At 66.9% G+C, this 7,118-nt stretch carries 9 protein-coding genes; 4 read left to right on the top strand and 5 right to left on the bottom strand.

The annotated features are described in order from the left end of the window. The 4 genes from FHX47_RS05365 to FHX47_RS05350 all read left to right on the top strand — a co-directional run. The coding region (locus FHX47_RS05365) for an imidazoleglycerol-phosphate dehydratase (protein WP_183357779.1) at positions 1-456 on the top strand (456 nt) is incomplete at its 5' end. Then, positions 453-1,091 (top strand): imidazole glycerol phosphate synthase subunit HisH, encoded by a 639-nt coding sequence (gene hisH, locus FHX47_RS05360; protein ID WP_183357778.1) that lies wholly within the window; start codon positions 453-455, stop codon positions 1,089-1,091. The genes FHX47_RS05365 and hisH, both read left to right, overlap by 4 nt. Further along, positions 1,088-1,819 carry a bifunctional 1-(5-phosphoribosyl)-5-((5-phosphoribosylamino)methylideneamino)imidazole-4-carboxamide isomerase/phosphoribosylanthranilate isomerase PriA gene (gene priA, locus FHX47_RS05355; protein ID WP_183357777.1) on the top strand — a complete coding sequence of 244 codons (732 nt, stop codon included), beginning with the start codon at positions 1,088-1,090 and terminating at the stop codon, positions 1,817-1,819. The genes hisH and priA overlap by 4 nt, the downstream gene beginning before the upstream one ends. Continuing rightward, positions 1,819-2,706: an SseB family protein gene (locus FHX47_RS05350; RefSeq protein ID WP_183357776.1), complete on the top strand. Its 888-nt coding sequence runs from the start codon at positions 1,819-1,821 to the stop codon at positions 2,704-2,706. Before priA ends, FHX47_RS05350 begins: the two co-directional genes overlap by 1 nt. Here the strand turns inward: FHX47_RS05350 and FHX47_RS05345 are convergent. From FHX47_RS05345 to FHX47_RS05325, 5 genes are all read right to left on the bottom strand, one after another. Then, positions 2,703-3,185: a MarR family winged helix-turn-helix transcriptional regulator gene (locus FHX47_RS05345; protein ID WP_343064307.1), complete on the bottom strand. Its 483-nt coding sequence runs from the start codon at positions 3,183-3,185 to the stop codon at positions 2,703-2,705. The genes FHX47_RS05350 and FHX47_RS05345 overlap by 4 nt on opposite strands. 75 nt (positions 3,186-3,260) lie before the next feature. Continuing rightward, a complete protein-coding gene (locus FHX47_RS05340) occupies positions 3,261-3,920 on the bottom strand; it encodes a CoA transferase subunit B (RefSeq protein ID WP_183357775.1) in 660 nt (219 codons plus the stop codon). Position 3,921: 1 nt separating this feature from the next. Further along, on the bottom strand, positions 3,922-4,710 hold the full coding sequence (locus FHX47_RS05335) for a 3-oxoacid CoA-transferase subunit A (RefSeq protein ID WP_183357774.1): 789 nt from the start codon (positions 4,708-4,710) through the stop codon (positions 3,922-3,924). A gap of 48 nt (positions 4,711-4,758) precedes the next feature. Continuing rightward, positions 4,759-5,541 (bottom strand): 3-hydroxybutyrate dehydrogenase, encoded by a 783-nt coding sequence (locus FHX47_RS05330; RefSeq protein ID WP_183357773.1) that lies wholly within the window; start codon positions 5,539-5,541, stop codon positions 4,759-4,761. Positions 5,542-5,584: 43 nt separating this feature from the next. Further along, the gene (locus tag FHX47_RS05325; protein ID WP_183357772.1) at positions 5,585-7,000 is read right to left on the bottom strand and encodes a GntP family permease; all 1,416 of its coding nucleotides are present in this window, start codon (positions 6,998-7,000) and stop codon (positions 5,585-5,587) included. Positions 7,001-7,118 lie beyond the last annotated feature (118 nt).

Genomic DNA, 7,118 nt, shown 5'->3' with positions numbered 1-7,118 from the left:
CTCATTGATCTGAGCGTCGAGGCCGAAGGCGACACCCACATCGACGTCCACCACACCGTGGAGGACACCGCCATCGTCATCGGGGAGGTGCTGGCCACCGCATTGGGCGATAAGCGTGGAATCCGCCGGTTCGGCGAGGCGACCGTGCCCCTGGACGAGGCCCTGGCCCACGCAGTGGTCGACCTCTCCGGCAGGCCCTATATGGTCCACAGCGGTGAGCCCGAGGGCCAGCAGTACCACCTCATCGGCGGACACTTCACCGGGTCCATGACCCGACACGTGTTCGAATCGATCACCTACCACTCCGGCATCTGCCTGCATATGCGCCTGCTGGCCGGCCGGGACCCCCACCACATCGTCGAAGCCCAGTTCAAAGCCTTCGCCCGGGCGCTGCGCAGCGCAGCAGAGTCCGACCCGCGAACCGACGAGATCCCCTCCACCAAGGGTGCCCTGTGACCCGACCGAGCGTGGCCGTGCTCGACTACGGCTCAGGCAACGTCCACTCTGCGGTGCGAGCCCTGAACCGCGCCGGTGCCGCAGCGCAGCTGACCCGCGACACCCAGACGCTGCTGAACGCCGACGGGCTGGTGGTGCCGGGAGTCGGCGCGTTCTCTGCGGTGATGGAGGCGCTGAAGGCCATCGACGCCCCGCGCTGGATCGGCCGGCGGGTCGCCGGATCCCGGCCGGTGCTGGGCATCTGCGTGGGCCACCAGATCCTCTTCGAACGCGGGGTGGAGCACGGTGTGGCCGCCGAGGGCATGGGGGAGTGGCCCGGTGAGGTGACCGCCCTGCCCCGCGACGTCGTGGTGCCTCATATGGGCTGGAACACCGTCGACGCCCCAGCGCAGAGTGCGCTGTTCGAAGGCATCGGCCAGGAGCGGTTCTACTTTGTGCACTCCTACGCGGTGCAGACCTGGGACTTCGACCAGACCCTGGAGGTGATGCGGCCCCCGGCGATCACCTGGTCCCACCACGGAGCCGACTTCATCGCCGCGGTGGAGAACGGCCCGCTCACCGCGACCCAATTCCACCCCGAAAAGTCCGGCGACGCCGGAATGCAGCTGCTGCAAAACTGGATAGGAACACTATGAAACCCCTAGAACTTCTGCCCGCCGTCGACGTCGCCGAAGGCCAGGCCGTGCGCCTGGTCCAGGGCGAGGCCGGCTCCGAGACCGGCTACGGCGACCCCCTGGAGGCCGCCCAGACCTGGCAGCAGCAGGGGGCAGAGTGGATCCACCTGGTAGATCTCGACGCCGCCTTCGGCCGCGGGCACAACCGCGAGGTGCTGCGCCAGGTCGTCGACCAGATAAACATCAAGATCGAACTCTCCGGAGGCATCCGCGACGACGAATCCCTAGACCGCGCCCTGGAGATGGGCGCCACCCGGGTCAACCTGGGAACCGCCGCCCTGGAGGACCCTCAATGGACCGCCCGGGTCATCGCACGCTATGGAGACGCCGTCGCCGTGGGCCTGGACGTGCGCGGCGAGACCCTGGCCGCACGCGGCTGGACCAAGGAGGGCGGCAACCTCTGGGAGGTGCTCGCCCGCCTGGAGGACGCCGGCTGCCCGCGCTACGTGGTCACCGACGTCACCAAGGACGGCACCCTGCGCGGACCCAACACCGAGCTGCTGGCGGCCGTGGGGGCAAAGACCAATAAGCCCGTCATCGCCTCCGGAGGCATCTCCTCGCTGGACGACGTCGCCGCCCTGGCGAAGATGGTCTCCTCCGGTGTGGAGGGCGCGATCATGGGCAAGGCGCTCTACGCTGACAAATTCACCCTGCCGCAGGCGCTGAAGGTCGCCGCCGACTCGGCGTGATGAGCAGCCAGCAGCTGCCGGCGCACATCGCCAACCTGCTGGAACGCCAGCAGCGCACCGAGCATGGTGAGCCCGCCGACTCCGCCGGCGTTGCCTGGAGCGGGCGAGACCTCAGCGGTGCCGGCAACCCGCTGCACACCTTCGACGGCGACGACGGACACACCCCGGCCCCCATCGCCGCAGCCAGACGCCGGCTCATCGCCGGTGAGACCGACGAAGCCCAGTTCGTGGCCTCCCTGGCCGGCCAGCGACTCTTTGCTCCGGTGATCGCCACCGGCACCGGCGACGCCGACCACGGCGATAAGGAAGCCGATATTTCGCTGGTCTCGCTGACCGCCCCCGACGGGCGCCGGGCCATGCCGGTCTTCACCTCGGTGCAGGCGCTGACCGGCTGGCACCGGCAAGCGCGGCCGGTGGCAGCCGAAGCCGAACGGGTGATGCTGGCCGCCCTCGCCGAAGACGCCGAACTGGTGGTACTGGATCCCGGTGCCGCCGAGGCGCCTGCCGAACTGACCTATGTGATTCGCCGTCCAGCGCTGGAAGCCCTGGCTCAGGGGCGGCTGTGGACTCCCAGCTACTTAGACCATGAGCTGGCCCAGGCACTGGACGAGCTGCCGGATCAGTGCCCGGGGGTGGCCCAACTGGTGCTGAAGCCCCACCGGGGCATCATCACACAGGCGGGCAACGGCGCCCGGGTGCTCGGCGGCGGTCACGGCCCGGAGCTGAGCCTGGGGGTGGTGGTAAAACCCGGTACGGACGCCGTGGGTCAGCGGTTGGCACTGGCGGCCGTGGAGGCCGCCTGCGCAGACGTGGAGATGCTGTCTCAGCGTGCCGACTCGCTGCACATTCAGCTGGTGGATGGTGAGCTGGTCGAGCAGCCGCGTTAGTCCGACTGCTGCACTGTGCGCTGGATCTGGCCGCAGATGGCTTCCAGCGCCTCGGCCTCGGCCTCGTCCACGGCCGGGTGGAAGAGCTGCTTGATGTGCTGGGCATGCACCCGGGAGGCTGCGGTGAAGACTCTGCGGCCCTCATCGGTCAGCGTCGCGGTCATACCGCGCTTATCGTTGGGGTCGGCCGAACGCTCAATGAGGCCCTGAGCAGCCAGAGTCTTCACCTGATAGGAGAGTCGGGAGGGGGAGAAGACCATCTTCTCGGCCAGCTCCCCCATCCGCAGCTGATTCCCCTCCGCCTCGCTGAGCACCAGCAGCAGGTTGTAGTCGGTGATCTTCAGACCCGTGGTGGCGTGCAGCCGCTTCTCCATACGATCGGTGATCAGCGCCGAGGCTTCGAAGAACGCGCGCCACGCCTTGGCCTTCTGGGAGAATCCGGTGAGGTCACGCTGCCTGCTGGTGGGATCAATTGTCACCCGACCAGCTTACCGGCTGCTCACCCCTCAGTGCAGCGCGGCCTCAGTGAAGCGGGGCCTCAGTGCCGCGCAGCCTCAGTGCAGGGGAGCAGCGGTGGCTTCGCGGATCTGCTCCTCGCTCACCCCAGGGGCGGTCTCGACCAGCGTGAACTTGGGGTGGGCCGGATCCGAGCTGACCTCGACGACGCCCAGGTCGGTGATCACCGTGTTGACCACCCCACGGCCGGTCAGCGGCAGCGTGCACTGGGGCAGCAGCTTGGAGCTGCCGTCCTTGGTGCGATGGTCCATCAGCACCAGCACCCGCCGGGCGCCGTGCACCAGGTCCATGGCGCCGCCCATGCCCTTGACCATCTTGCCCGGGACCATCCAGTTGGCCAGATCACCGTTCGCCGCGACCTGCATGCCGCCCAGGACGGCGACGTCGAGCTTGGCCCCGCGGATCATCCCGAAGCTGGTGGCCGAGTCGAAGAATGCCGCCCCCGGGTTGGTGGTGACCGTCTCCTTGCCCGCATTGATCAGGTCTGGGTCCAGATTCTCCTCCAGGGGGTAGGGGCCGACGCCGAGGATTCCGTTCTCGGAGTGCAGGATGACTTCGCGGCCGGCCGGAATGTGGTTGGGGATCAGCGTCGGCATCCCGATTCCCAGGTTGGCGTAGTCGCCGTCCTGGATCTCCTGGGCCGCCCGGGCGGCCATCTGCTCGCGGGTCCAGCCCACTGCTGCGCTCTGCTCAGTCATCTCAGTTCTCCTCCTGTGAGCCGGTGCTCACGGTTCGCTTCTCGATCGGCTTGTCAATCTCGGTGCCGACCTCCAGCACGTGGTGGACGAAAATGCCCGGCAGGTGGACCTGGTCGGGGTCGAGCTCGCCGGGCTCGACGAGCTCCTCCACCTGGGCGATGCAGACCCGGCCGGCCATCGCCGCCGGGGGAGAGAACTGGCGGGCAGCCTTGTTGAACACCAGGTTGCCGTGCCGGTCCCCGCGGGCCGCGTGGACCAGGGAGAAGTCAGGCACGATCGACTCCTCCAGCGCGTAGCTCACGATGCGCCCGTCGGGACCGGGGAAGGGCCGCACCTCTTTGGGGCTGGACTCCTGAAGGATCTTGCCTTCGGTGTCGTAGCGGGTGGGAATGCCGCCGTCGGCCACCGGTGTGCCCACGCCTGCGCGGGTGTAGAAGGCGGGGATTCCGGAGCCGCCGGCACGCAGCTTCTCCGCCAGGGTGCCCTGCGGCACCAGCTCCAGCTCCAGCTCACCCTCCAGGTACTGGCGGGCGAACTCCTTGTTCTCTCCCACATAGGAGGAGATCATCTTCTTGATGCGGCCGGCCTTGAGCAGCAGCCCCAGGCCCCAGTCGTCGACGCCGGCATTATTGGAGGCGATGGTCAGCCCAGAGGCGCCTTGGTCCAGCAGAGCCTCAATCAGTTGGATCGGGTTGCCGGACAGCCCGAACCCGCCGACCGCCAGCGTCGCCCCGTCACCGATGGTGGCGACAGCCTCAGCCGCAGTGGCCACCGTTTTATTCACACTCACAATTGTTCCTCCTCGTCGGTCAGACGCTGCTGTCGCGAGCGCCGGTGATCATGCGGCAGTCCAGCCGCCGTCGATGGTGTACGAAGTCCCAGTCACCATACCGGAGGCGTCTGAGGCCAGCCAGGCAGCCAGAGAGGCGACCTCATCGACCTCGACCAGTCGCTTGACCGCAGATTCGGAGAGCATGATCTTCTCCACCACCTCATCCTCGCTGATGCTGTGGATCCGGGCCTGGTCGGCGATCTGCTTCTCCACCAGGGGAGTGCGCACATAGGCCGGGTTGATGCAGTTGGAGGTCACCCCGTGCTCGGCGCCCTCCAGTGCGGTGACCTTGGAGAGCCCCTCCAGGGCATGCTTGGCGGCGACGTAGGCCGATTTGTAGGGGCTCGCCCGCATCCCGTGGGCCGAGGAGAGGTTGATGATCCGGCCGAAGCCGCGCTCATACATGCCAGGCAGGGCGGCGCGGATCAGCAGGAACGGCGATTCGACCATCAGCCGGTGGATGAATCGCCACTTCTCGGGGTCGAACTCCTGGATGGGGGCCACGTGCTGGATGCCCGCGTTGTTGATCAGGATGTCGGTATCGAGTGACAGGTCCTCCAGCGCCTCGGTGTCGGCCAGATCCGTGCTCCAGGATTCGCCGCCGATCTCAGCGGCGAGGTCCTGGGCGGCCTCACCGTTGAGGTCGCAGATGGTGACTGTGGCTCCGGCTGCCGCGAAGGCCCGGGCACAGCCTGCACCGATGCCGGAGGCGCCTCCGGTGATCAGTGCGCGACGACCGCTCAGGGCACCGGCGGAGATCGGTGCGCTGCGGGTGGTCTGGGGTTCCATGAGTACCTCCTGATGTGGATCGGTTCAGTGTGCGGTCGATGGATCAGAAGGCGCCGAAGACTGACACCACGCCAATCAGGGCAGCGACGACGACGACGGGGATCGCCAGTGTGACCATACCCAGATCTTTATAGGACTGCCGGTGGGTCAGCCCGCAGACGATCAGCAGGGTGACCACCGCACCGGAGTGCGGCAGAGTGTCCAGGCCCCCGGAGGCCATGGCGGTCAGGCGGTGCATAGCTTCCAAGCTGGTCCCATCGGTCATGGCCATATTACGCAGATCGTCGCCGAAGGCGTTGAGCGCGATGGTCATACCGCCGGAGGATGAGCCGGTCAGGCCAGCAGTGACCGAGGTGGAGACCACTGAGGTCACCAAGGCGTCGCCACCCATGTTGAACACCGAGTCGCGAATGACGGCGAAGGCTGCGACTGAGGCGACCACGGCACCGTAGCCGACCTCGGAGGCGGTGGAGAAGATCGGCAGCATGGAGCGCTTCACGCCGTCGGTGAACCCCACCCGCAGCTGGCGGACGTTCTTCGCGTTCAGCGCGATGATTAGCAGGATGGCCACCAGGATGCCGACCAGCACTGCCCACAGGCCGCTGCGCTCATCCACGGTGATTCCACCGAACTGCTCGTGCTGCAGGTAGTCCCAATTCATCGCCGGGAAGATCACCAGGGTCAGGGCGAAGTTGACTGCGAACACGGTCAGCAGCGGCAGGAAGGGCACGACCCGGTTGGTGGGAACCAGGGTGTCGATGTTGTGGGAGGACCCGTCATCGGCGGAGCCGCCGATCTGCGGTTCACTGGCAGCGGAGGCGAAGTGCTCGCCCTTCTTGATCAGGGCTCCGCGGCGGTACTCAAGCCACAGCAGGCCCAGGCCGAAGATCAGCACCCCGCCGACCAGGCCGATGCCGGGGGCCGCGTAGGTGGACGTCCCAAAGAACTGGCCGGGAATGATGTTCTGCACCTGCGGAGTGCCGGGCAGGGCGGTCATGGTGAAGGTGAAGATGCCCAGGGCGATGGTTCCGGGCACCAGACGCCGGGGGATATCGGCTGCGCGGAAGAGCTCGCGGGCCAGGGGATACATCACGAAGGCCACGACGAACAGGCTGATGCCGCCATAGGTCATCAGTGCCGAAGTGATCACCGTGGCCGCGATAGCACTGCGGGTCCCTACCCAGGCGGTGACCGAACGTGCGATCGACTCGGCATAGCCGGTCACCGTCATCAGCACCCCGAAGATCGCCCCGACGAGGAACACCGGGAAATAGTTTCCGACGAAGTCAGCCATCGCCGGCATGAAAATCTCGGTATAGGACGCCAGGATGGGCGCGCCCGAGAAGATCAGAGCCACAGCTGACGCGACGGGGGCGGCCAGAACCACGGGGACACCGCGGTAGGCCAGGGTGATCAGCAGGATGAGGGAAATGATGATGCCGACGATTCCGACAACCATGCGGCCTCCTTGGATGATGAGCGGATCTGCCGACCAGCTGGCCGGATGTTCGTCTCCAGCATGGTGGCCGCAGTGTGATGTGAGCTACATTCAGTGGTTCAAGGGAATCGGCACTGTT

It is taken from the genome of Garicola koreensis (assembly GCF_014195445.1).
In the GTDB taxonomy this organism is placed as follows: Bacteria; Actinomycetota; Actinomycetes; order Actinomycetales; family Micrococcaceae; genus Nesterenkonia; species Nesterenkonia koreensis.
The sequence above is the reverse complement of the archived record's forward strand: the minus strand, read 5'-3'. Positions and strand labels throughout refer to the sequence as shown.

Excerpts from the sequence above, each read along its gene's own strand:
- priA (WP_183357777.1), top strand. The coding sequence starts at position 1,088 with ATGAAACCCCTAGAACTTCTGCCCGCCGTCGACGTCGCCGAAGGCCAG.
- FHX47_RS05350 (WP_183357776.1), top strand. The coding sequence starts at position 1,819 with ATGAGCAGCCAGCAGCTGCCGGCGCACATCGCCAACCTGCTGGAACGC.
- FHX47_RS05340 (WP_183357775.1), bottom strand. The coding sequence starts at position 3,920 with ATGACTGAGCAGAGCGCAGCAGTGGGCTGGACCCGCGAGCAGATGGCC.
- FHX47_RS05330 (WP_183357773.1), bottom strand. The coding sequence starts at position 5,541 with ATGGAACCCCAGACCACCCGCAGCGCACCGATCTCCGCCGGTGCCCTG.
- FHX47_RS05325 (WP_183357772.1), bottom strand. The coding sequence starts at position 7,000 with ATGGTTGTCGGAATCGTCGGCATCATCATTTCCCTCATCCTGCTGATC.